This window comes from Agarivorans sp. QJM3NY_25, assembly GCF_050870875.2.
In the GTDB taxonomy this organism is placed as follows: domain Bacteria; phylum Pseudomonadota; class Gammaproteobacteria; order Enterobacterales; family Celerinatantimonadaceae; genus Agarivorans.
Map to the genome: position 1 here is coordinate 1744957 of NZ_CP194041.2, position 23484 is coordinate 1768440.

The following is a 23484-nucleotide window of genomic DNA, read 5'->3' on the forward strand; positions in this document are numbered from 1 at the left end:
ACTCCGCCTAAGGTTTAGTTGGCAACAATGTTGAGTAATTTACCAGCAACGTAAATTACTTTACGTACAGTTTTTCCATCAACAAATTTGCTTACATTTTCATCGCTCATGGCTAAGGCCTGAACGGTGTCTTGATTCGCGTCAGCGGCTACGGTGAGTTTAGCTCGTAGCTTGCCATTGACTTGAATGACGATGAGTTTACTATCTTCAACCATGGCGTCTTCGTCGGCAATAGGCCAATCCGCAGTATCAATCTCGCCCTGATTTCCCAAAAGTGTCCAAAGTTGGTCACAAATATGAGGGGTGATAGGCGATAGCATTAATACCACGGCGTTGATTGCTTCGCGGGTTACCGCACGAGTATTTGCATCAGACTGGTCAGCTTTCGTCAGTTTGTTCATCAATTCCATAATTGCAGCAATCGCTGTATTAAAGGTTTGACGACGGCCAACGTCATCACTTACTTTGGCAATGGTTTTGTGTACTTCACGGCGTAGATCTTTTTGCTGGGTACTGAGGCTTGCCAGATTGACTGCGCCCGCTGTGCCTGCGTTAATATGTTCAAAGCTGAACTTCCAAATTCGACGCAAAAAGCGTAGCGAGCCTTCTACAGCACTATCTTGCCATTCAAGTGTTTGCTCTGCCGGAGCCGCAAACATCATGAACAAACGAACCGTATCAGCCCCGTATTTGTCTACCATCACTTGCGGGTCAATACCGTTATTTTTCGATTTCGACATCTTGCTCATACCAGCGTAAACCAAGACTTTTCCAGTGGCTGTTTTGGCGCTAGTAATTCGGCCTTTTTCGTCTTTTTCGGTAATTGCATCGACAGGCGAAACCCATACTTTGCCGCCTTTTTCGTCTTCATAGTAGAAGGCATCGGCAAGTACCATTCCTTGAGTTAATAAGCGTTTGAAAGGTTCGTCTGACTCGACTAAACCAGCATCGCGTAATAATTTGTGGAAGAAACGAGCATATAATAAGTGCAAGATGGCATGTTCGATCCCGCCAATATATTGATCGACTGGTAGCCAGTAGTTGGCTTGCTCGGGGTCGAGCATCACATCCTGATTATTGGCGCTACAGTAACGAGCGTAATACCAGCTGGATTCCATAAAGGTATCGAAGGTGTCGGTTTCATGGAAGGCTACTTGCCCTTCAAACTCAGTTTTTGCCCACTCCGGGTCGGCTTTGATTGGCGAGGTAACGCCATTCATCACTACGTCTTCTGGTAGCACAACTGGTAGTTGGTTTTCTGGGACGGGAACCACATCACCATTGGCAAGGTTAAGCATTGGAATGGGGGTACCCCAATAGCGTTGTCGGCTAACGCCCCAGTCTCGTAGGCGAAAGTTAACCTGTTTGCTCCCTTTGCCAATCGATTCAAGTTTGGCGGCTACCGCATCAAAAGCGGCCTTAAATTCTAAGCCGTCAAATTCACCAGAGTTGAACACCTCGCCTTTTTCGGTAAAGGCTTGCTCTGATAGGTCTAGTGCCGCATCGCTTGGTTTAATTACACCAACAATTTCTAAGCCGTAGGCTTGAGCAAATTCATAGTCTCGTTGGTCGTGGGCGGGAACCGCCATGACAGCTCCAGAGCCGTAACCCATTAATACAAAGTTAGCTACCCAAATTGGCACCAGCTTGCCAGTTAGCGGATGAACGGCATTTAGCCCGGTGGCCATGCCTTTCTTCTCCATCGTCGCCATATCGGCTTCGGCTACTTTGTTGTTTTTACATTCATCTATGAAAGCGGCTAAGTCTGGGTTGGTTTTCGCAGCTTCTAGGGCGAGTGGGTGCTGTGCTGCGATACCCACATAAGTGACCCCCATGACGGTGTCAGGGCGGGTCGTGTAAATTGAGAATTGTTGGTCGCTATTTTCTAAACCAAACTGCATTTCGACGCCTTCGGAGCGGCCGATCCAGTTTCGTTGCATGGTTTTAACTTGTTCTGGCCAGTCATCTAGCTGGTCTAAGTCATCTAATAGCTCTTGCGCATAAGCGGTGATCTTAATAAACCACTGCGGAATATCTTTTTGCTCAACTAAAGCTCCAGAGCGCCAGCCGCGACCGTCGATCACTTGTTCATTGGCGAGTACGGTTTGATCGACCGGGTCCCAATTCACGGTGGCCATTTTTTTGTAAACTAAACCTTTCTCATAAAGCTTGGTGAAAAACCACTGCTCCCAACGATAGTAATCTGGCTTACAAGTTGCCAGCTCGCGGTCCCAGTCGTAACCGAAGCCTAGCTGTTTTAGCTGAGTTTTCATGTACTCAATGTTTTCGTAAGTCCATTTAGCTGGTGCGGTATTGTTGTTAATCGCAGCGTTTTCGGCAGGTAAACCAAAAGCATCCCAACCCATTGGTTGCATCACATTTTTACCCTGCATGCGCTGGTAGCGTGATACGACATCACCAATGGTGTAGTTGCGCACGTGGCCCATGTGTAAACGACCACTTGGGTAGGGGAACATCGACAGACAATAAAATTTTTCTTTTCCTGGCTGTTCAACGACTTTAAACGTTTGTGCTTGCTCCCAGTGCTGTTGCACTTTGGTTTCAATTTCACGTGGATTGTATTGCTCTTGCATCTGTGGATTCTTCCAGAATGAACCAAAATTTGGACATGGCAGCATATGCTACCGTACTCGATCCGCATAGGATACCGAGTCCGCTTGCTGACAACAATAGCTAGGCCCTGTTTATCTTTGTGTTGAGGTTTGTTGTGCTTGGTTTTTTATCACAAATGAGTAGGGATTTTCTCGAAGATAAACGAAAGTCAGTTTTTGATAAAGCGCCATGGCATGCTGTCTACAGTCGATTGGTATTCCAGAATAAACTGTGTTTAGCGCACATTCATAGGTAAGCAAACAGGCTATGCTTAACTAAGAAGCTAATCTTAAGGAGTGGGTGGGTATGCCAAAACGAATTAAAGCCTATCAGGCCTTTGTTAAAGATTTAGAACAGCGTATTCAGCAAAGTGGCGAAGTGAGTCGTGAGGAGTTATCTAAACTCATTGATGCCACTCAAGAGTATTTGCATGCAGCGAGTGACTTAAGTAAGGATGAATGGCAGCTGATTGCTAACTACGTGCGACGAGACTTGAGTGACTGGCGGGATGACTATCGTCGCGCCTATGAGGAAAGTCCGTCGATGGAGATACTTAAACAGAGTATTTGGTATTGGTTAGCCAAATTAAGTGACCCGAGCCAAGTGGAATGGCATGAGTTGCTTGGTGATCTGCAACATCAAGGTATTTACCAGCGTGGAGAGTTGATTGGTTTGGGGGTTCTTGAATGTGCTCAATGTGGTGAGCACACCGCCCTATGGCACCCCACCATTATCGATGCTTGTCCGAAATGCCAAGGGGAGCGTTTCTATCGCCACCCCATGAGCCATGTGGAGGATTAAGCTTTGACTGAGCGGCGTTTTAGCCAGTAGGGCAGAGCCGTGGCAAAACCGAATAGGATGAGCAAGGCGATTGGCCATAAACCCAAGCGTTGATAGGGCGTCGCGCCAGTAGCTGGCGTGACCGCACCGCTGAGAGTCAGCTGTTGATATTCTGGCGCTCGTTGTTGGATCTTGCCAAAGCGATTAATAATTGCAGTGACCCCGGTATTCGTTGACCGTAGCACTGGACGGCCAAATTCGAGAGCGCGCATGCGAGCAATTTCTAAATGCTGCTGAGGTCCAATGGAATGGCCAAACCAAGCGTCGTTACTCACCGTTACAATGGCATCCGTTGTATCGGTTAATTGTGGCCTGAGTAGCTCACCAAAGGCGATCTCATAACAAATGGCTGCAAGCCAGTGATGTCCTTTTACCTGTAAATTATTTTGGTTTTCTTCACCGCGGGCGAATGAAGACATTGGCAAATTAAAATATGGCGCGAGAGGTCTTAACAAATCCTCGAAGGGAACAAACTCGCCGATCGGTAATAAGTGATTCTTATAATAACGATTAGGGTTTTCGTAGTAGTAACTGGCGCTGGCAGCAACTTGCTCGGTTTGCTGCCCTAGGGTGATTAGCGCGTTGTAGTAGCGATTGCTTTGTAGGTCATGAGCGATGACGCCAGTGATCAATGCTTGTTGCCGCTGGAGTAATTGTCCATCTAAGTCATGCAGAAAGTCGATCACTTGATATTCGATGGCTGCAATCGCCGACTCTGGCCAAATAATCACATCGGCTTGTTCTATGTTTAGGGTTTGTTGTTGATACATGCTCAAGCTCTCAGCACGATTCTCGGGTAACCATTTGATGTCTAATGGTACGTCTCCTTGCACTAAAGCGACTTGAATTGGTGTCTGCGCGGTGGTCCAAGCGTGGCCTTGAAATAACCAGCCGACAAGTAGCGGAGTCGCGACTATAACAGCGGCTAGCCAGCGCATTTTTCCTTGAATGGTGATTAGCAGGGCACTCGCAGCAGCCAACAGCAAGACTAACCAAGTGACGCCGTATAAGCCAAATATTGGGGCGATGCTCGCCAATGGAGAGTCGATTTGGCTATAGCCAGGTTGTAACCAAGGAAAACCAGTGAGAACCCAACTTCTTAACCATTCGCTGAGTAGCCAGCAAGCGGGAAACCAAGCCAAGTAAAATACCCAACGGCGTTTTCCTCGCCATTGATTGGCTAAGTAGCAAGCGAGGGCGGGATAAAGCGCTAAATAACAGGTTAATAAGGCCATTAAACTGAGGCTGGCTATCAATGGCATTCCGCCAAATTCGGCCATGCTCACATGGACCCAGTGAACCCCGTAACCAAACCAGCCTAAACCATAACAGAAACCGAGCTTAAAACCGGAACGACTGGGCTTGAGTAGTCCTAATAAAGCCAGTAATGATAGTGGCATGAGTGGCCAATAACCATAGGGAGCAAAGGCAAAAGGGGCGATTAAACCACTGACTAAAGCGGCTAATAGACTTAGCCGCGGGCTTAACAATAAGGGCATATTAGTCTTGTATATTCAATTGATTGGCATTCTCTTCAGGAATGCTGACCTGTAGCTGGACTAAGCGACGGCGGTCTGCGGTGCGAATTTTGAAATGGTAACCTTCTACGGTAATACTTTCACCTCGTCCAGGAAGATGGCCGAAGGCATGGGTCACCAAGCCGCCGATAGTATCTACTTCGTCATCACTAAAATTAGATTTAAAATAATGATTAAAATCTTCGATGTCGGTCAAGGCATTCACTGAGTAGGTTTTGTCATTAATTCGGCGAATGTCATCTTGCAGACTTTCTTCGTTGGCGAATTCATCTTCAATATCGCCTACGATGATTTCTAAAATGTCCTCGATGGTTACAAGGCCAGAGACGCCGCCAAACTCATCCACCACAATGGCCATATGGTAGCGTTTGCTACGGAATTCTTTTAATAACTTATCGATGCGTTTACTTTCTGGTACCACCACCGCGGGGCGAATCACTTGGCTCAGTGGTGTGCTGGCAGCATCTTGACTGAACGCATAGCCGAGTAGGTCTTTGGCGAGCAAAATACCTTCGATATGGTCCTTGTCTTCATTTATCACCGGAAATCGCGAGTGTCGCGCTTCGGTAAGTGTTGGTAAAATTTCAGCGATGGTTTGGCTGATGTCTAACGTGACCATCTGGGAGCGAGGGATCATAATGTCTCTCACTCGTTGACTCGATACATCGAGCACCCCTTCGATCATCTCGCGGGTATTTTGGTCGATCAGCTCGCGTTGATTGGCGTCTTGAATTACTTCTACCAAGTCCTCTTTACTCTTCGGCTCGCCTTGCATGAGTTGAACTATTTTGTCTAGCCAACCTTTTTTAGCTGAGCCGTTGCTCGAGTGAGGGTTGTCGTCGCTCATATACTTGTTTTTACCTAGTTGTTTAATAGGGGTCGCTAATACCCAGTTTGGTGAGCACGGCAACTTCTAAAGCTTCCATTTCTATTGCGTCTTGCTCATCAATATGATCATAACCTAGCAGATGAAGGCAACCATGTACAACCATGTGTGCCCAATGGTCGAAAACAGCTTTACCCTGCTGTTGGGCTTCGTATTCAACCACTTGTCGACATATTACTAAATCACCCAATAAAGGCAATTGTATTCCGGGAGGAGCCTGAAAGGGGAAGGATAATACGTTGGTGGGTTTATCCTTATTTCGGTATTGGTGATTGAGCGCCTGACTTTCTGCTTCATCGACGATGCGAATGGTTAATTCGATATCTTGCGCTTGTTCAACTAGGGTCGCATTTAGCCAAGCTTCAAAAGCGCTTACGGTAGGCAAGTTTTGTTTATCACCTGTGGCGATCTGTAAATCAACCATCGCCATTTTATTGCTCACTCGTTTGATTGAGCTGCTGAGTGGCACGGCGTTGCTGTTGTTTTTCAGTTGCAATACGGTCTCGTTCATCTTGTTGCTCGTAGGCTTCGACGATCGCGGCGACAATTGGATGGCGTACCACATCTGCGGCTTGGAAGAAGTTAAAACTTAAAGCTTCCACTTCGCTCAGTACTTCGATGGCATGCCGTAAGCCAGATTTTTGATGGCGAGGTAAGTCGACTTGAGTAATATCTCCGGTGATCACCGCGCGCGAGTTAAAGCCAATTCGAGTCAAAAACATTTTCATCTGCTCTACAGTTGTATTTTGACTTTCGTCTAAAATAACGTAGGCATCATTCAGGGTTCGGCCACGCATGTAAGCTAGTGGTGCGACTTCAATCACATTGCGCTCGATGAGTCGTTCAACCTTTTCAAAACCAAGCATTTCAAATAGTGCGTCATAAAGTGGACGTAAATATGGGTCAACCTTTTGGCTTAAATCGCCGGGTAAGAAACCCAATTTTTCACCTGCCTCAACGGCTGGGCGGGTGAGCAAAATTCGTCTCACTTCCTGACGTTCTAAGGCATCAACCGCACATGCTACCGCGAGGTAAGTTTTACCCGTACCAGCAGGGCCAATACCAAAAGTGACATCGTGACCAAGCATGTTGCTAATATAAGTGGCTTGATTTGGGGTGCGTGGTTTGATGACGCCCCGTTTGGTCTTAATGTTTAACTGCTTGCCGTAGTGAGGGCTCCCTTCTTCGTCTTGCTCCAGGGCTTGGCTCTCTTGAATAGCGAGGTGCACTTTTTCAGGACTTAACTCCGGTATATCTCCACCTTTAAGAGGTGCCGTCTCTACGTAAAGAGTGCGCAAAATACTCGCCGTAATTAGACAGATGCCATGACGACCGGTAATTTGAAATTGATTATTCCGATAGCTGATTTCAACCCCTAAGCGTTTTTCTAACTGTTTGAGGTTGTCATCGAGAGGGCCACATAATTGAGCGAGACGAGGGCTGGAAGCGGGCTCCAGATAAATTTCAATGGAATTGATTTTATTACTCAAATTGTTTTATGGGCAGGTTTTAAGAAACCTGCCGCTACTCCTTAAGGGGTTAGCATAGACTGCAACTAAGGGGTAAAGCTTGCCACGCCTAGGTGGTTTGCTTGCCCATCGGTTTTGTCGATAATAGTGGCAGGAGCGACGTCATTTCGCAACTGCATTTGTTGCTCAGTTCGGAGTAATTCACCACGTAAAGAATGAGCAAATACGTCGACGATCTTTACATCAACAAATTGACCAACCAGTTGGTGACCGCCTTCGAAGTTGACCACCCGATTGTTCTCGGTACGTCCACGTAATTCCATTGGGTTTTTCTTCGAGGGCCCTTCTACTAAAATCCGCTGTTCGCTATCCAGCATTCGACGACTCACCTGCATGGCTTGCTGGTTGATCCGTTCTTGCAAGATATACAGGCGTTGTTTCTTCTCGGCTTCGCTCACATCGTCTGGTAGATCTGCCGCTGGTGTTCCTGGACGGGCGCTATAGACAAAGCTATAGCTCATGTCGAAGTTAACCTGCTCGATTAGTTTCATGGTATTGGCAAAGTCTTCGGTAGATTCACCTGGGTAGCCAACAATGAAGTCGGAGCTGATTTCGATATCAGGGCGAGCCTTACGTAGTTTGCGAATAATCGATTTATATTCGATTGCAGTATGGCCACGCTTCATCAAGTTGAGGATCCGATCGGCGCCGCTTTGTACCGGTAAGTGTAAGAAGCTGACTAATTCAGGTGTATCAGCATACACTTCGATAATATCGTCAGTAAACTCAATTGGATGACTGGTGGTAAAACGAATACGGTCAATGCCATTAATGCTGGCGACGTAACGTAGTAATTCGGCGAAACTACAGATACTGCCGTCGTGCTGGAGACCACGGAAAGCATTTACATTTTGTCCCAGCAAGTTGACTTCGCGAACGCCCTGTTCTGCCAGTGAGGCGATTTCATAGAGTACATCATCTAAGGGGCGGCTGACTTCTTCGCCACGGGTATAAGGTACTACACAGAAGGTACAATACTTACTACAGCCTTCCATAATGGATACAAAGGCAGTAGCGCCTTCGGCACGAGGTTCAGGCAAACGATCAAATTTTTCAATTTCAGGGAAGCTTACGTCTACTACCGATTTCTCGCCACCTTTCACTTGTTTGATCATTTCAGGCAAGCGATGTAGGGTTTGTGGGCCAAATACAATGTCTACGTAAGGTGCGCGTTCGCGGATAGCTTTACCTTCTTGTGAGGCCACACAACCACCTACGCCAATCACCAAATTAGGATTTTTTCGTTTCAGAGTTTTCCAACGGCCAAGCTGGTGGAATACTTTCTCTTGAGCTTTCTCTCGAATAGAACAAGTATTCAATAACAGTACATCGGCTTCATTGGCTTCTTCAGTTAGCTGAAAACCATGGGTCGCATCTAGTAGGTCGGCCATTTTAGAGGAGTCATACTCGTTCATTTGGCAGCCCCAAGTTTTGATATGCAGCTTATTTCCCATCGTTTTACTCATTATTACATCGTTGAAAAAGGACGCATATTTTACTGGTTTATATTGGTTCTGACCAGCGTCAATTGTATGCTTTCGTAGCCGGAGAGGTAAAAAACGTCTAGCAGTGCTGAGTATTGATATCGAATTGAATTATTGTCGGCAAGATTAGCTTCAACTCTAGGCTTCGGGTTAAACTTGCTGCAAACGATTTGGCTAATGTGGTTCGAGTGGAAAAATTTGATGTAGTGGTTGTGGGTGGCGGCATGATCGGTGCTGCCAGTGCTCAAGGTTTTGCCTTGCAAGGTTTGCGCGTATTAATGATTGAGTCTTATGTACCGGAGGCTTACCAACCCAGCCAAGCACTCGATTTGCGGGTGAGTGCGATTAGTCACGCCAGTGTACAATTGTTAAAGCAATTACAAGCCTGGCCCGCCATTTGCGCGATGCGTGTATGTCCCTATCAGCAGCTACAAGTCTGGGAAGATCCTCTAGATAAATTAATTTTTGATTCTGCCCAGCTTGATTTGTCTGAGTTAGGTTTTATGGTTGAAAATCGAATTATTCAACTGGGACTTTGGCAGGCAAATCAACTCTCCGGTGTGGTTTGTCGAATAGCCAAGCAAAGCCAATTAGTGAGTAATACTAGTGAAGGTGTAGTGTTGTCGGTTGATGGTTCTGAGATCACAGCCAAACTGCTGGCGGTGGCTGATGGTGCAAACTCCAGTATGCGTCAACAATTGGGCTTAGGCATCACTGCTTGGGACTATCGCCACGACTGTTTTGCGATTAACGTTAAACTTGATGCTCCGCAGCAAATGGCTACATGGCAACAATTTTTCCCTAGCGGTCCTCGAGCTTTTCTACCATTAGCCAATCAGCATGCTGCACTCATTTGGTATGATGCCAAAGATACTGTGCGTGGATTAAAGCAACTCAACAAATTACAACTTAAAAAACGCATTGAAGCAGAGTTCCCGAGACTTCCAGGATCGATTGAGATCTTAGATAGTGGCAGTTTTGCATTGACTCGCCGGCATGTGAATCGTTATCTGAAACAGAGTGCGGTGGTGATTGGTGATGCTGCACACACCATTAACCCCTTGGCTGGGCAGGGCGTGAATCTTGGCTACCGTGATGTGAAGTGCTTGCTTGCGCAAATTGAGCATTATGGTTTAGCGAATAAAAGCAAGGCCTTGCGCAGTTTCAATGTGCGGCGTCGTCCTGATAACTTGATGATGCAAACGGGGATGGATTTATTTTATTTGCTGTTCTCGAATTCCCTAACACCCGTTCAGCGGTTACGCCAACTGGCGATCAAAGGTGCGCAGGGGAGCGGTCCCATCAAAGATTGGGCCTTGAAGTATGCACTGGGTGATATATAACCAGACAATAGAAATGTTAAACAAGTGAAAGCCTGCTCGATGCAGGTTTTTTTATTCGCTGTGAATTGACCAAAGAAAAAAGGCCTGCTAGAAAGCAGGCCTTTTAAGGTGGCAGGGATAGCTGGATTTGAACCAACGAATGGCGGCATCAAAAGCCGCTGCCTTACCGCTTGGCGATATCCCTACAAAACTCTTTAAATTGTCTTCTTCACTAAAGAAGAATGGTGCGGAAGGAGAGACTTGAACTCTCACACCTTGCGATACTAGAACCTAAATCTAGCGCGTCTACCAATTCCGCCACTTCCGCAAATTGTTTTACATCAGACTCTTGGTAGTGAGAATGATGGTGGCTATGGCGGGACTTGAACCTGCGACCCCAGCATTATGAGTGCTGTGCTCTAACCAGCTGAGCTACATAGCCATCTGTAATATTGCTAGGCAACACTACAAATTTATCGGCAGGGAAAGCAAACGCTAGTCTACGACATAGTACTTACTGTCTTACCTGGGTAAATTACCCTAATCAGTTACTGCATTTTCAAGTGATAAACTTGAAGACAATAAAAGTGGCAGGGATAGCTGGATTTGAACCAACGAATGGCGGCATCAAAAGCCGCTGCCTTACCGCTTGGCGATATCCCTGCAGAAACTTACACTCGAAACAATGTTTCGATAATCTTCACCCTAAAGTGTAGACCAACAACCAAGAATCTTAGTTCTTGTTGTTTAACTCAAGTATAAATACTCAAGCTTTAAAAGGTGGCAGGGATAGCTGGATTTGAACCAACGAATGGCGGCATCAAAAGCCGCTGCCTTACCGCTTGGCGATATCCCTACAAATTGTATCTTTCTCAAGAAAGATGGTGCGGAAGGAGAGACTTGAACTCTCACACCTTGCGATACTAGAACCTAAATCTAGCGCGTCTACCAATTCCGCCACTCCCGCAAATTGTTTTACATCAGACTCTTGGTAGTGAGAACGATGGTGGCTATGGCGGGACTTGAACCTGCGACCCCAGCATTATGAGTGCTGTGCTCTAACCAGCTGAGCTACATAGCCTTGTGAACGACGCTTTGCGTTGTTAACGGCGCGTATTATGCGTATCTGTCCTAGGAGCGTCAACCGTTTTTTTTCCAAAAAACTGCAAAAAAGTCTGTTTGAACAGTTTGTGTACGCGATGAGGCTTGTTTATACAACTTGACTGTTTGCTTTGTGGCCAATTAGTCCTTTTAGCCCGTATATGCGCTAATTTTGAACACAGTATTATTTCAAATTTTTATGACTTGTGATGGTGTCTTGGCATGAATGCGAAGTGAATGTTTGAACTCATCAATGGTCTCGGCGTTCTGAATGGGGTGATTGGTTTAAGCGTGTGTAATGAGTGCAAACAGCTTACGGCTTAATACTAATCTGATTCATTATATAAGCAACTTATTGCGCTGCATAAATCTGTCGATAACGAGGCATGAAGTGCCGTAACTCATGGCTCTAATTACAAGATACATCACGCAGTTAGCGCGGATTTAGGCCAGCAACAATCAACCAATAATGAGCGAGGTTGGTATAAGGCATCGAAGGCTTGTCTATGGAGCTAAATATTAACCTTAGGTCGCTAAGCCTAGAAAATATCATTGATTGAGGTAAAAAGTAGGTGCTATGTCCATGGGTAAGTAAGGTGAATGAGTACATTAAACAATAAAAAAGCCAACCTAAGGTTGGCTTTTTGTGAAGTTCTAAGGTTTAAACGTTAAATAAGAAGTGAATCACATCACCATCTTTAACCACGTAAGTTTTCCCTTCTTGACGCCATTTACCAGCTACCTTTGCGCCAGATTCACCCTTGTATTCGATGTAGTCGTCATAACCAACCACTTCCGCGCGAATATAACCTTTTTCAAAGTCGGTATGAATCTTACCTGCTGCCTGGGGCCCTGTAGCGCCAACAGGCACGGTCCAAGCTCGCACTTCTTTCACGCCTGCGGTGAAATAGGTCTGCAAGTCGAGCAACTCGTAACCTGCTCTAATCACTCGGTTGAGTCCGGGCTCTTCCAAGCCCATTTCGTCCATAAACTCGGCTTTTTCTTCTGCGTCTAGTTCGGCGATTTCGCTTTCTATTTCGGCACAAACCGCCACTACGGCAGCATTTTCGTTCGCGGCGATCTCTTTTACTTTATCTAAGTAAGGATTATTCTCGAAACCATCATCGTTCACGTTGGCAATGTACATGGTTGGTTTCGCGGTTAAGAAGTTCATGTAAGCAATGGCTGCTTTTTCTTCTTTACTTAAGTCTAAGCTACGTAGCATTAAGTCAGCTTCGAGGTGGGCTTGTACTTTTACCAATACCTCTAACTCAAATTTGGCCTCTTTGTCGCCACCTTTGGCTTTTTTAGCGACCCGGATCTGAGCTTTTTCGCAGGTATCTAAATCAGACAAGGCTAGCTCGGTGTTAATTGTGTCGATGTCTTCTGCGGGGTCAACTTTACCTGATACGTGCACGATATTGTCATTTTCAAAGCAACGAACCACATGCCCAATGGCATCCGTTTCACGGATGTTTGCTAAAAACTTGTTACCTAAACCTTCTCCCTTAGATGCACCCGCAACCAAACCTGCAATGTCTACAAATTCCATGGTGGTGGGTAATATGCGTTGTGGGTTTACAATTTCAGCCAAGGCATCTAAGCGTTCATCAGGTACTGGCACGACGCCGGTGTTTGGCTCAATAGTACAAAATGGAAAATTTGCAGCTTCAATGCCGGCTTGAGTCAAAGCGTTAAAAAGGGTTGATTTACCCACATTTGGTAAACCAACGATGCCACATTTAAATCCCATAATATTACCTATTGTCTAGGGGCTTAGCCCGCTTTGTAACTATGTAATCGATTCATTGCTTTGCTTAAACCATCTTTAAGCAAAATATCGGTACTGCGCACCGCTTCATCAATTGCATCATCAATCTGTTGTTGGTCGCTTTTAGGAGCTTTTCCTAAAACGTAGCCTGAAACGCGGTCTTTATGACCCGGGTGTCCAATTCCTATCCGTAAACGATAAAAATCCTTGTTATTGCCAAATTTACTGATGATATCGCGCAGACCGTTATGTCCGCCATGTCCGCCACCTTTTTTAAAGCGGGCGACACCAGGGGGTAAATCAAGCTCATCGTGAGCAACCATGATTTGCTCAAGCTCGATACGATAAAATTTAGCTAAGGATGCAACGGCTTTACCGCTGAGATTCATAAACGTTGTGGGGATCAATAAACGCAGTTCTTGGTCTGCCAACTGAATACGGCCGGTCAATCCGAAGTGTTTACTGTCTGGTTTTAATTGGATGTGATGATTGTTGGCTAGTTGAGAGACTAACCATGCACCAGCGTTATGGCGGGTCGCGGCATATTCGGGGCCTGGATTACCCAGGCCCACGAGTAAACGAATTTCGTTTATCACTATTCTTCAGTAGCTGCTTCTTCAGAATCAGCAGCGTCTTCTTCAGAGATACCTTTAGGCATTGTGATAGAAACTACTGCTTGGTCGTGGTTTTCACCTTTACCAAGAACAACAGAAACGACGCCTTCAGGAAGAGCGATTTCTGAAACATGAATAGAAGCACCTAACTCTAGGTTCGCGATGTCTACTTCAATGTATTCAGGTAGATCTTTAGCCAAACAGCTTACTTCGATCTCAGTTGATAGGTGGTGTACTTTACCGCCATTTTTCACTGCTTCTGCTGAATCTTCGTTTAAGAAGTGCAGTGGTACTGATTTAGTAATGGAGTGGCTATTATCAACACGTTGGAAGTCGATGTGTTGAATACGTGGTTTGTAAGCATGGCGCTGCATGTCTTTTACTAGCACGTCTACGGCCGTGCCAGCAACGTTTACAGTAATGATGCTTGAGTAAAAAGCTTCCGCTTCTTGAGCTTTCATTACATGGCGCTGCTCAAGCGTAATTGAAACAGGCTCTTGGCCTGCACCGTATACGATAGCAGGAACTTTATCTGCGTGACGTAGGCGGCGGCTCGCACCTTTCCCCAAGTCAGTACGCAGTTCAGCGTCAAGTTTGATATTAGACATTGTGTTTCTCCAAATAAATAAATGAGGCTAAGGTTTCGCGACCAAACCCTAACCAGTACCTCATTGAATGAGTGAAAGAATGCATCATACGTCATTACTTCAATTCAAAAGGCGCGGCATTCTACCATTGAGCTTTTTGAAAGCCAATAAAAAAGCACGGTTAATCTGTTACTGTATCCATTGAATTAAGTTTGTGAGGCCACTCTAGGCGGTGTAAGACGTTCAAAACACCTTATTTTTATACTAAGTTTGTGAGAGGGTTGAAGAACACTCAAAGTATCTAGATACTAGTATTTAATTAAAATTGTGACTGATAAGCTCAAAATGACGCTTTGTACACTTGATTAGCTCTACGCCTTAGGTTTCAAAGTGATACTCAGCTAATACGTATTTGTACAAAACGAGTTTGGCTGCTTGTATGAAATCTGTCTTTCTGCTTTTTAGTATCCCAAAAAGCAGAATAGCATTACTTTTCAGTGGTGCTATCAATGAAAGCTTTAGGACAACGTTCATAGCATACTCAAAAATCAATTGCGATAACTTGCACGCCAATGCAGATAAAATGCATGCGGTAACCTTTTAGTTAATTTTTTCCATTACAAAGTTAGTTAACAACTGTCCATTAATGTCTACTTTCTGTTTTTTTACGACACAGAAGCCAAAGTGTTCATAAAATGGTCGGACTGTTTTACTCACCTGTGAGTAGTAACGCTTTATACCTTCCGAGCGCCCTTTAGCAAATAAGCGCTCCATTAATAATCTACCCACGCCGATACCTTGATATCCTGCATGACAGAAAAAATGATCAATATATCCATCCTGTTGCAAGTCTGCGAAACCGACTATTTTCCCATTTAGTTCTGCGACAAAAGGATTCATATCATCCACTCGCTTTTGCCAAACAATCATGTCTAAGTTATCAGGAGCCTAGGCAGTTACCTGCTCTAGAGAATAATCATTGATGTTTATATTTCGGATCGTGTGATACTTCAGTTTCCACGTTTCTGATGCATCTGTTTTCTGGTGATTTCTTATAATAATCATGGTGTTTTTACGGATCCTTAAATTTCAAAACGTTATTTTACTAACGATTTATCACCATGAATAGCCACATAGTGTTGTGTTTTGGGATGAATATGCGAAATCAAAAAACTCATCGACTATCTTGAGCGAGAGAAAGCAAGAGAGAAAGCAAGACACCCAAACTAACGAAATATTTATTACAGTCTAAACTATCAATAGTTATTTATTTGGGGAGTTATTATTATGCCTCGGTCAAGACGCTCGCAGGTGAGCTTATCAGATACACCCTACTATCATTGTGTTTCGCGTTGTGTTCGGCGGGCGTTTCTGTGTGGCGAAGAGCAACAAACCGGCAAAAGCTATGAGCACCGCCGCCAGTGGGTCGAAGATTATCTGCTCAAATTAGCGTCGGTGTTCGCGATTGATGTTTGTGCTTATGCTGTCATGAGTAACCACTCGCATGTTGTATTGCATATCGATAGGGCTCAAGCAGAAGCTTGGTCAATGGATGAAGTGTTAGAACGCTGGCATAGCTTGCATCAGGGCACCTTACTGACTCAGATGTATCTCAACCTTGAATTACGTCCGCAGTTGAGTGAGGTGCAACTACAAGCCATTCGCGCCACCGCCGAAGTGTATCGGACTCGCCTGTATGATTTAAGCTGGTTTATGCGCCATTTAAACGAACACATTGCGCGAGCCGCCAATCAAGAAGACCAATGTACCGGTCGATTTTGGGAAGGACGCTTTAAATCCCAAGCGCTTTTGGATGAAGCCGCACTCATGGCGTGTATGGCTTACGTAGACCTAAACCCCATCAGAGCCAAGATGGCAAGTACACCAGAGGACTCGGCCCATACCAGCGTACAGCGACGAGCAAAAGCCGCTCAGCTAAAACAAGCCCAGGCAACAAACCTGTTTCCCTTTGTGGGTAACCCAAGAGAGCCGATGCCCCAAGGCTTACCCTTTGAGCTGAAAGACTACCTTGAGTTAGTCGATATGACCGGACGCATGGTAAGAGAAGATAAACGGGGTTACATCGACAGTGGAGAAAGTTCCATCATCCAACGCTTAGGGATAAATGAAGCGCAGTGGCTGACTTTAAGCGGTGAGTTTGAACGACACTTTTCTGGGGCAGTCGGTCAAGAGCGCTTGCTCAGGGAATACCATCAGCATATGGGACATCAACGAACGGCCGGTTTAAGTTGCAGCAAACGTTTGCTAAATCGCGCTTAAGCGCGAGCTTACTTTCGAACCACCCTCAATCATCAGTCTTGTATCGGTGGTGATACCTTGCTGAGGCGTGCATTGGCCCAGAAATCATCAAACCGAGTCACCTACTGTGAATTTAGCCGTTAATCGGCATGACAATAGCCAGAGAACTAAATAATAGCAGTGGAATTACTTTAACAATTGGTGTTGCTGTCTCCATGTTTCTTATCATGGATGTCTATGCTCTTTTATCGGCATGACAATAGCCAGAGAACTAAATAATAGCAGTGGAATTACTTTAACAATTGGTGTTGCTGTCTCCATGTTTCTTATCATGGATGTCTATGCTCTTCATGCTCTTTTTAAACGCCTTGTATGGTGAGTTAGTATGATGCACCATCGATCTTGCGAACTGGAATATTTGAAAGTACTTCATTTTCAGCCATTCTCATATTGACCGCCAAGATATTTTCGGAGCATTTCTGCGTTGTTACGTAATGCGTCAGGCAGCCACATGAGTTGCAACGATGAAACTCTACTTCTTTGTCTCCCCAACAATAAAAAGCAGTTTTCTCATTCATATTGATTTGAATTTGCTCTGGAGAAAAGTACGCCCAAGCCGCAGCATAACGACGACAAATAGAACAGTTACATTCGCCAACTTCTTTAGGGAGCGAACTTAATGTTAAACTAACGTTTCCACAGTGACACTTTAATTCCATTCGATAATTCTCTGTATTCACCTAACACCGCAATTTAGATAATCCCTTGGAAATTCATATAAGTAGACGTGCCCCCCGTTGTTTAAGCAAATTGATTTCGCCAAAAACCTTTTTTATCAAATCCTGCGCGGAGGCTTTCGGGATGTGCGAAATTGAAATTCTACACTAAATGCTTATTGGGCTGTGCCCTTATATTCACAAAAAACACCTTAACTCTCTGATGGTTGCCCCTACATCACTCTTGGATTGCGACAAATTGTCTCTCACTGAACTCGGGCGCAATAGCACAACCGAACTTAAACACTGTATTAAACGTATGGACCGCTTGCTCGGTAATCACCCTCTAAATCGTGAATGTTTAGCCATATACCAATGGCATGCTCGGCAGATTTGCGGGGCTAATCCCATGCCTGTGGTCTTGGTCGATTGGGCTGATGTACGTGAGCAATGACGAATGATGACATTACGCGCTTCTGTCTCAATAAAAGGCTGCTCTATTACCTTGTATGAACGCACCTTCGAGTTCAACGATTACAATGCACCATGTAATCATCATCAGTTCCTATCTGAGCTAGCCAGTGTGTATCATGGATGTCCATAGTCTTGTGGAATTACTTTAACAATTGGTGTTACTGTCTCCATGTTTTTTATCATGGATGTCCATAGTCTTGTTACTTCTTTGTCTCCCCAATAATAAAAAGCAGTTTTCTCATTCATATTGATTTGAATTTGCTCTGGAGAAAAGTACGCCCAAGCCGCAGCATAACGACGACAAATAGAACAGTTACATTCGCCAACTTCTTTAGGGAGCGAACTTAATGTTAAACTAACGTTTCCACAGTGACACTTTAATTCCATTCGATAATTCTCTGTATTCACCTAACACCGCAATTTAGATAATCCCTTGGAAATTCATATAAGTAGACGTGCCCCCCGTTGTTTAAGCAAATTGATTTCGCCAAAAACCTTTTTTATCAAATCCTGCGCGGAGGCTTTCGGGATGTGCGAAATTGAAATTCTACACTAAATGCTTATTGGGCTGTGCCCTTATATTCACAAAAAACACCTTAACTCTCTGATGGTTGCCCCTACATCACTCTTGGATTGCGACAAATTGTCTCTCACTGAACTCGGGCGCAATAGCACAACCGAACTTAAACACTGTATTAAACGTATGGACCGCTTGCTCGGTAATCACCCTCTAAATCGTGAATGTTTAGCCATATACCAATGGCATGCTCGGCAGATTTGCGGGGCTAATCCCATGCCTGTGGTCTTGGTCGATTGGGCTGATGTACGTGAGCAATGACGAATGATGACATTACGCGCTTCTGTCTCAATAAAAGGCTGCTCTATTACCTTGTATGAACGCACCTTCGAGTTCAACGATTACAATGCACCATGTAATCATCATCAGTTCCTATCCGAGCTAGCCAATGTGTACACCGCTGATAGTGACGGATCGGGATACCGTAATACTTGGTTTAGAGAGCTGGCCTCTTATAGGTGGTATTGGTTGGGTAAGTTGCGGGGAGAAGTTTGTTATCAGCTCAGTGAACAATGGGAACTCACTAAAACGGTAAATTTAGCCGTTAATCGGCATGACAATTAATAATAGCAGTGGAATTACTTTAACAATTGGTGTTGCTGTCTCCATGTTTCTTATCATGGATGTCCATAGTCTTGTAGCTCAGTGAACAATGGGAACTCACTAAAACGGTAAATTTAGCCGTTAATCGGCATGACAATTAATAATAGCAGTGGAAATACTTTAACAATTGGTGTTGCTGTCTCCATGTTTCTTATCATGGATGTCCATAGTCTTACATAGTCTTATCCACAAAGTGAAGTTGAAGAAAGCGGGATGGAGCGACGATTATCGGGCACGAGTCTTCTTTGGGTTATAAATCCATCAAAGTATGCTCCCGCCCTGTGGCTACCCCAAGCACTTCCGCTATCTGTGTGCGGTTGTAGCCACGCTTAAAGTGGTAGATAGCCATTAAGCAAATTTTTAATCTAGGATCTGAGGTTTTTTTAAAGAGTCGTTTCAGTTCATCATGTGTATGTATGCGGATAAGTACTTGAATGAGCGATAAACTATTAGATCAGATATTTAGCACAATCGGTATAACAAGTCTCTCTCCCAAAGCGATATAGACAAACCTCGCAAATAAAAAAACGAACCATGCGGTTCGCTTTTTGCGTATTGGGGCCATTAAGTCAAACATTTAATTTAATGGAGCCAACTACAAGATCATATTTTAATACGCTTGTGATCAGAACATTGCAGAAATGGATTCTTCATTGCTGACGCGTCGAATCGCTTCTGCGAGCATTGGCGCTAAAGATAATTGACGTACTTTTTCCAAATTACGCATTTCATCTGTTAATGGGATAGAGTCAGTAATAATGACTTCATCGAGTGCAGAATCGGTAATGTTTTTCGCGGCATTACCCGAGAATACTGGGTGAGTCGCATAGGCAAATACCCGCTTAGCACCTTTGGCTTTGAGTGCTGCAGCTGCTTGGCAAAGCGTACCGCCAGTATCGATCATATCATCAACCATGATGCAATCACGGCCATCGACATCACCAATAATGTTCATGACTTGAGCAACATTTGCACGCGGACGACGTTTGTCGATGATTGCTAAATCACTGTCATTAAGCATTTTCGCGACGGCGCGGGCGCGGACGACGCCACCGATATCGGGTGATACCACAACCGGTGACTCGAGGTTTCTATCTAACATGTCTTGCAATAGCACAGGGCTACCAAAGGCATTGTCGACAGGTACGTCGAAGAAGCCTTGAATTTGTTCTGCGTGAAGATCAACGGTTAGAACTCGGTCAACGCCGACACTTGATAGAAAATCAGCCACAACTTTGGCTGTAATTGGCACCCGTGCGCTGCGTGGGCGACGGTCTTGACGAGCGTAACCAAAGTAGGGGATTACCGCAGTAATACGACCCGCAGAGGCGCGACGTAGAGCGTCAACCATCACGATCAGCTCCATTACGTTGTCGTTGGTTGGAGCACAAGTGGATTGGATAACAAAGATGTCTCCACCACGAACATTTTCATTGATTTGTACACTAATCTCGCCATCACTGAATCGACCTACTGATATATCACCAAGAGTGGTATATAGGCGATCAGCAATACGTTGGGCAAGTTCGGGCGTGGCGTTACCGGCGAAGAGTTTCATGTCTGGCACGATGGAAACCTCAGATTTATCGGGTCAAAAGAGCGTTACGTTGTTTAATACCTAAGAAGACGGTTCCTTAAGTATCTACTGTGTTGTTGAGTGTTGTTTTGTGATTCAATTGCTGATGAAGCGGCGATTGATTACAGGCCTTACACACAAAGCCAGAAATATTCTTAGGACATTTCGCCAAAACTGACAAGGCTTCATGTTCCGTGTCGAAGGCGGCAAAAACGCAACTACCCGTTCCGGTCATCTTCGACGGCGCGTATTCTACCAACCAGCGAAGAGCTTGTGCAACCTCCGGATAAACTTTAGCCACAATTTCTTGGCAATCATTTTGCCAATCTGCGTTGGATAATTGTTGCCAACTTCTTTTGGGCGTATTTCTGGGTAAGTCTGGATGGCCAAATACACTTTCTGTCGCCACATGCACCTGAGGGTGCAGCACTAGATACCAAGGCTCTGAAATTTCGACGTTTTGCAGTTTTTCGCCAACCCCTTCTGCGAAGGCACTATGCCCATGAATAAAAATAGGCACATCGGCGCCCAGTTGCAAACCGAGTTGAGCTAAGTCTTCAATAGCAAGTTGACACCCCCACAGTTCATTTAATACCAATAGTGTGGTCGCAGCATTGGAGGAACCACCGCCAATGCCACCACCCATCGGTAAATGCTTGTCTAAAGTGATGTCGACCCCTTGGGTGATCTGACAATGTTGCTGAAGTAGCCGGGCTGCTTTGACGACGAGATTGTCATCGGCAGGGAAGTCTAGTTTGCTGGTTAGCGAGATGCTGCCGTGTGGATTCGCGACAAAATACAGTTGGTCGCAATAGTCAATGAATTGAAACAGGGTTTGCAGTTCATGGTAACCGTTAGGAAGACGCCCATTTACATATAAAAATAAATTGAGTTTAGCGGGAGAGAGCCATGGGCCGCTGTTTATTTGTTTAGTCATGAATTTGCCATTGATGAATATTGAGTTTCAATAGAGTGCTTTTTGAGCGAATTTCCAGTTGGCGCGGTAAAGCAAGCTGTCCGTACTGAGCATAATTGAGGTAATTCACCTGCCAGTTATCGGCAGTGGTGAACGCGGCTAAACGATGCTGCGGATTTAATTGATAATCATTTTGAGTCGGGATCCCGAGTAACCAATTCGGTAATTGGGCGATGGGGACTTGCCAACCGGTTAGTTGCATGATTAGTTGCTGCGCATTGTCACCGAAATACTCTTGGTTTTTGGTTTTTACCCACACCTTGTGTGGCTGATAATGTAACTCGATGGCTTGGGTTCCCAAAGGGCCATTGAGTTTGAGAATGCTTTGCTCGCCATCCTGTTGCCAAGACAAATTTGCTGCTTGGCGCGAAGTTTCGCCAATAAAGGCGATCTTGCCACTGAGCTGCCAAGCTGTAAGTTGCTGGAGTTGGCTGAGATGTTGGTCCCATTCACTATTTTTAGTTGTAATTGGGGGCTGAATGGTACAGGCGCTGAGTGACACCGCGAGTACGATAAATAAGGCAAATTGGCGCACAATAGCTCCGGTCTTTTTTTGCAGTATAAAAGTTTGCATAGGTGACTGTAAATTACCTAAAAGCAAAGATGTGTTGTAAAAGCTCGATAAAAATAGTCTAACTGGCGGCGCTTTGCGATGGAGTTTCTTTTATTTAGCCCCTTATTCCCGTACAATTTCTCTTTTTACCCATAGGATACGGCGCAACAAAGCCCCACAGCGATGACCTTGTTAGTCTTAGGAATCAATCATAAATCTGCTCCCATTGGTTTGCGTGAACTTGTCGCGTTTAGCCCAGAGCAAGTCAACCAAGCCTTGAGTAAAGCAGTTGCAGAGCTTGGTGTTGAAATGGTGATCGTATCAACCTGCAATCGTACTGAACTCTATTGTCATTTAGGAGAAGTTGATAGTACCGATGTCATTAATTGGTTAATTTCTTATAAACAGTTGCCCGAACAAGAAATTATCTCTTGCTTCTATCAGCATCAGCATCAGCAGGCAGTCGCTCATTTAATGCGAGTTGCCAGTGGTTTAGATTCGCTGATTTTAGGTGAACCGCAAATTCTTGGGCAAATTAAACAAGCCTACAATGAATCACGTGAAGCCGGTGCCGTCGGCAGTGTATTAGAGCGCTGCTTTCAGCGTGCATTTTCGGTGGCGAAAGAGGTTAGAACCAATACCGATATTGGCGTGAACGCAGTCTCGGTGGCCTTTGCTGCAGTCAGTTTAGCCAAGCAAATCTTTGATGATTTAAGTGAATCTAAAGTGTTGTTGGTTGGTGCGGGCGAAACCATCGAACTGGTGGCAAAGCACTTGGTGGATAAAGGGGTGACGCATTTGATGGTGGCAAACCGAACGGTGTCACGCGCTAAATTGTTAGCTGAGCGATTTTCAGCCGATGCGATAACCTTAAATGACATCCCTTTGCACTTGGCTGACTTTGACATTGTGATTAGTTCTACAGCGAGTCCTTTACCGATTATTGGTAAAGGCATGGTGGAGAGTGCTTTGAAGAAACGTCGTTATCAACCGATGTTTTTAGTCGATATTGCGATCCCGCGAGATATTGAAGAGCAAGTCGGTGAGTTACGCGATGCCTATTTGTATAGTGTTGATGATTTGGAAGGCATCGTTGAGCAGAATATGGCATCACGCGCTCAGGCAGCAGAACAGGCTGAATTTATTGTTGAGACTCATAGCGAAACATTTATGGGCTGGTTACGGTCATTGGAATCGGTAACCACCATTCGTGATTATCGAAGTCATAGTGAGCGGGTCCGCGACGCTGCGGTAGAAAAAGCACTGGAGTCTTTAGCCAATGGCAAAGATCCGGCAATAGTGATCCGTGAAACAGCTTTCCAATTAACTAACAAGCTTATTCACGCCCCAACAGAGGCGATTAATAAGGCGGGACGTGATGGCCGCTTTGATGAATTGGCTGTGATACGAGAGGCCGTAGGCCTAACTAAATAACCTGATTATTGTCGATGCTTCGTTGCTAATC

Annotated in this window: 19 protein-coding genes, 7 tRNA genes and 2 pseudogenes; 6 read left to right on the plus strand and 22 right to left on the minus strand. The window is 45.0% G+C overall.

What is annotated here, in order from left to right; translation table 11 throughout:
- Positions 1-14: 14 nt before the first annotated feature.
- Entirely contained in the window at positions 15-2594 is a 2580-nt protein-coding gene (gene leuS, locus ACRRSW_RS08070) for a leucine--tRNA ligase (RefSeq protein ID WP_432459058.1), read from the minus strand.
- A 325-nt stretch (positions 2595-2919) separates the two neighbouring features.
- Here leuS and ACRRSW_RS08075 point away from each other — a divergent pair, with 325 nt between their 5' ends.
- The gene (locus tag ACRRSW_RS08075; protein ID WP_432459059.1) at positions 2920-3414 is read left to right on the plus strand and encodes a zinc ribbon-containing protein; all 495 of its coding nucleotides are present in this window, start codon (positions 2920-2922) and stop codon (positions 3412-3414) included.
- Here the strand turns inward: ACRRSW_RS08075 and lnt are convergent.
- From lnt to miaB, 5 genes are all read right to left on the minus strand, one after another.
- The gene (lnt, locus tag ACRRSW_RS08080) at positions 3411-4952 is read right to left on the minus strand and encodes an apolipoprotein N-acyltransferase (RefSeq protein ID WP_432453707.1); all 1542 of its coding nucleotides are present in this window, start codon (positions 4950-4952) and stop codon (positions 3411-3413) included. The two genes, ACRRSW_RS08075 and lnt, sit on opposite strands and share 4 nt — an antisense overlap.
- 1 nt (position 4953) lies before the next feature.
- Positions 4954-5838 carry a CNNM family magnesium/cobalt transport protein CorC gene (gene corC / locus ACRRSW_RS08085; RefSeq protein WP_432453706.1) on the minus strand — a complete coding sequence of 295 codons (885 nt, stop codon included), beginning with the start codon at positions 5836-5838 and terminating at the stop codon, positions 4954-4956.
- A 22-nt stretch (positions 5839-5860) separates the two neighbouring features.
- Positions 5861-6307: an rRNA maturation RNase YbeY gene (gene ybeY / locus ACRRSW_RS08090; protein WP_432453705.1), complete on the minus strand. Its 447-nt coding sequence runs from the start codon at positions 6305-6307 to the stop codon at positions 5861-5863.
- A gap of 1 nt (position 6308) precedes the next feature.
- Complete coding sequence (locus ACRRSW_RS08095; RefSeq protein ID WP_432453704.1) at positions 6309-7367, minus strand: PhoH family protein; 1059 nt, start codon at positions 7365-7367, stop codon at positions 6309-6311.
- Positions 7368-7432: 65 nt separating this feature from the next.
- Positions 7433-8860: a tRNA (N6-isopentenyl adenosine(37)-C2)-methylthiotransferase MiaB gene (gene miaB, locus ACRRSW_RS08100; protein ID WP_432461104.1), complete on the minus strand. Its 1428-nt coding sequence runs from the start codon at positions 8858-8860 to the stop codon at positions 7433-7435.
- A 218-nt stretch (positions 8861-9078) separates the two neighbouring features.
- Here miaB and ACRRSW_RS08105 point away from each other — a divergent pair, with 218 nt between their 5' ends.
- On the plus strand, positions 9079-10233 hold the full coding sequence (locus ACRRSW_RS08105; protein ID WP_432459060.1) for an FAD-dependent monooxygenase: 1155 nt from the start codon (positions 9079-9081) through the stop codon (positions 10231-10233).
- A 109-nt stretch (positions 10234-10342) separates the two neighbouring features.
- Here ACRRSW_RS08105 and ACRRSW_RS08110 read toward each other — a convergent pair.
- The 11 genes from ACRRSW_RS08110 to ACRRSW_RS08160 all read right to left on the minus strand — a co-directional run bounded on the left by ACRRSW_RS08110 (position 10343) and on the right by ACRRSW_RS08160 (position 15185).
- Positions 10343-10417, minus strand: a tRNA-Gln gene (locus tag ACRRSW_RS08110).
- Positions 10418-10455: 38 nt separating this feature from the next.
- Positions 10456-10540 (minus strand) — tRNA-Leu (locus ACRRSW_RS08115).
- A 37-nt stretch (positions 10541-10577) separates the two neighbouring features.
- Positions 10578-10654 (minus strand) — tRNA-Met (locus ACRRSW_RS08120).
- Between the two features lie 146 nt (positions 10655-10800).
- A tRNA-Gln gene (locus tag ACRRSW_RS08125) sits at positions 10801-10875 on the minus strand.
- 118 nt (positions 10876-10993) lie between these two features.
- Positions 10994-11068, minus strand: a tRNA-Gln gene (locus ACRRSW_RS08130).
- Between the two features lie 26 nt (positions 11069-11094).
- Positions 11095-11179, minus strand: a tRNA-Leu gene (locus tag ACRRSW_RS08135).
- Positions 11180-11216: 37 nt separating this feature from the next.
- Positions 11217-11293: transfer RNA gene (locus ACRRSW_RS08140), tRNA-Met, on the minus strand.
- A 681-nt stretch (positions 11294-11974) separates the two neighbouring features.
- The gene (gene ychF / locus ACRRSW_RS08145; protein WP_432459061.1) at positions 11975-13066 is read right to left on the minus strand and encodes a redox-regulated ATPase YchF; all 1092 of its coding nucleotides are present in this window, start codon (positions 13064-13066) and stop codon (positions 11975-11977) included.
- A 23-nt stretch (positions 13067-13089) separates the two neighbouring features.
- Complete coding sequence (pth, locus tag ACRRSW_RS08150) at positions 13090-13680, minus strand: aminoacyl-tRNA hydrolase (RefSeq protein WP_432453701.1); 591 nt, start codon at positions 13678-13680, stop codon at positions 13090-13092.
- Positions 13680-14306: a 50S ribosomal protein L25/general stress protein Ctc gene (locus tag ACRRSW_RS08155; protein ID WP_432459062.1), complete on the minus strand. Its 627-nt coding sequence runs from the start codon at positions 14304-14306 to the stop codon at positions 13680-13682. Before ACRRSW_RS08155 ends, pth begins: the two co-directional genes overlap by 1 nt.
- A 579-nt stretch (positions 14307-14885) precedes the next feature.
- Entirely contained in the window at positions 14886-15185 is a 300-nt protein-coding gene (locus ACRRSW_RS08160; protein WP_439037774.1) for a GNAT family N-acetyltransferase, read from the minus strand.
- Between the two features lie 387 nt (positions 15186-15572).
- Here ACRRSW_RS08160 and ACRRSW_RS08165 point away from each other — a divergent pair, with 387 nt between their 5' ends.
- Positions 15573-16565 (plus strand): transposase, encoded by a 993-nt coding sequence (locus ACRRSW_RS08165; RefSeq protein WP_432459065.1) that lies wholly within the window; start codon positions 15573-15575, stop codon positions 16563-16565.
- A 359-nt stretch (positions 16566-16924) separates the two neighbouring features.
- Here the strand turns inward: ACRRSW_RS08165 and ACRRSW_RS08170 are convergent, their stop codons facing one another.
- Positions 16925-17263 (minus strand): GFA family protein, encoded by a 339-nt coding sequence (locus ACRRSW_RS08170; protein WP_432459066.1) that lies wholly within the window; start codon positions 17261-17263, stop codon positions 16925-16927.
- A 169-nt stretch (positions 17264-17432) separates the two neighbouring features.
- Here ACRRSW_RS08170 and ACRRSW_RS08175 point away from each other — a divergent pair.
- Positions 17433-17858 (plus strand): annotated as a pseudogene (locus ACRRSW_RS08175) (IS4 family transposase); the annotation flags it as partial.
- Here ACRRSW_RS08175 and ACRRSW_RS08180 read toward each other — a convergent pair.
- Positions 17849-18121, minus strand: coding sequence for a GFA family protein (locus ACRRSW_RS08180; protein WP_432459067.1), 273 nt, complete (start codon positions 18119-18121; stop codon positions 17849-17851). The pseudogene ACRRSW_RS08175 and the gene ACRRSW_RS08180 overlap by 10 nt on opposite strands.
- A 169-nt stretch (positions 18122-18290) precedes the next feature.
- Between ACRRSW_RS08180 and ACRRSW_RS08185 the strand changes: the two are divergent.
- A pseudogene (locus tag ACRRSW_RS08185) lies at positions 18291-18845 on the plus strand (IS4 family transposase); the annotation flags it as partial.
- A gap of 694 nt (positions 18846-19539) precedes the next feature.
- Here ACRRSW_RS08185 and ACRRSW_RS08190 read toward each other — a convergent pair.
- The 3 genes from ACRRSW_RS08190 to lolB form a co-directional block, all read right to left on the minus strand.
- On the minus strand, positions 19540-20481 hold the full coding sequence (locus ACRRSW_RS08190; protein WP_432453695.1) for a ribose-phosphate pyrophosphokinase: 942 nt from the start codon (positions 20479-20481) through the stop codon (positions 19540-19542).
- Between the two features lie 67 nt (positions 20482-20548).
- On the minus strand, positions 20549-21427 hold the full coding sequence (gene ispE, locus ACRRSW_RS08195) for a 4-(cytidine 5'-diphospho)-2-C-methyl-D-erythritol kinase (RefSeq protein ID WP_432459068.1): 879 nt from the start codon (positions 21425-21427) through the stop codon (positions 20549-20551).
- Positions 21420-22040 carry a lipoprotein insertase outer membrane protein LolB gene (gene lolB / locus ACRRSW_RS08200; protein WP_432453693.1) on the minus strand — a complete coding sequence of 207 codons (621 nt, stop codon included), beginning with the start codon at positions 22038-22040 and terminating at the stop codon, positions 21420-21422. The genes ispE and lolB overlap by 8 nt, the downstream gene beginning before the upstream one ends.
- Positions 22041-22202: 162 nt before the next feature.
- Here lolB and hemA point away from each other — a divergent pair, with 162 nt between their 5' ends.
- Positions 22203-23453, plus strand: a complete 1251-nt coding sequence (gene hemA, locus ACRRSW_RS08205) for a glutamyl-tRNA reductase (protein WP_432453692.1) — start codon at positions 22203-22205, stop codon at positions 23451-23453.
- The last annotated feature ends 31 nt before the right edge of the window (positions 23454-23484 follow it).